General features: G+C 39.8%; 1 protein-coding gene. It reads left to right on the forward strand.

The annotated features are described in order from the left end of the window. The first annotated feature begins 526 nt into the window (after positions 1-526). Entirely contained in the window at positions 527-991 is a 465-nt protein-coding gene (locus Q0605_RS04000; protein ID WP_298704429.1) for a hypothetical protein, read from the forward strand. Positions 992-1,025 lie beyond the last annotated feature (34 nt).

The following is a 1,025-nucleotide window of genomic DNA, read 5'->3' on the forward strand; positions in this document are numbered from 1 at the left end:
GCGGCACGGAGGAAGCGCGGCTGACGGAGTATTTTAACAGCGGAAAATACGAGCCAAAGCGGGATTTTATGCACTGGGCGTTCGTGCGGGTGGATAAAACAGATAAGCTTTAGCTTAGTTGCCTTATTTTATGAATGGAGCAGGATAAATTTTGAAGCTAAATTTAGCTAGAAAAGAAGCGTAAATTTAGCCTGCCAAAAATTTTATCGATAAAATTGCAGGAGCCGGTAAGTATTCATTTTTAAAAATTTAATGCAAAATCGGGATCGCTTGTCCGCTAAAAAAGAAACAAGTCAAAAAACTCGCTTCATTAAATTTAAAACGCTACGGAGTAAAAAAGCAAAATTTGAGCTAAAATAACTGAGAAAGGCGGTAAAAACGCAAAAAGACAAAATCCCCGCGGACATCAGCCAGATTCCGCAAGAAATTTTAAATTTCGCTTTTGTAGATATCTGTCTTTCGGGACGCTTTTGACCTTCCTGATTTATATCGTCGTGTTTCTTACGTTTGTACATAATGTGCCCAAATGTCGTTTTTATGCATGCTCGCGCTATCTGCGATAAATATACTCGTCTGCCTAAACAGGCTGAAGTATAAAAAATACGCCTTGCTTTTATTTAGCGATGCAGATAAGGCCTTTATGCTTATATGGATACATGTGGCTGCGATATTTTACGTCCTTTATGCTTTAATCGGATTTTATTTACAGATAAAATATCACATAGACTGGGATACGCGTCAGATTATACCCGCTATTTTTATCGCTATTCCGGTGGCGATAATAACATATAACGCAAATCCGGAATTTGATGCCGATGAGACCGTGTATCTACCGGCACTAAAATCGCAGACAAAAATCGGCGGAGCGGTCGCTGATAAAATTTCCGGCGAGCAAAATTTTAACAAAACAAACGACGAGGCGCAAGCTACCCAAGATGAAGCCGCTGAATTTGAGCAAAAATTCAATGACGCGCGCCTTTTTGCAGGTTAAATTTGCATCTAAAATATTGGCGGAGGTAACGCCT

Origin of the sequence: uncultured Campylobacter sp. (genome assembly GCF_938017705.1) — a bacterium.
Lineage (GTDB): Bacteria > Campylobacterota > Campylobacteria > Campylobacterales > Campylobacteraceae > Campylobacter_B.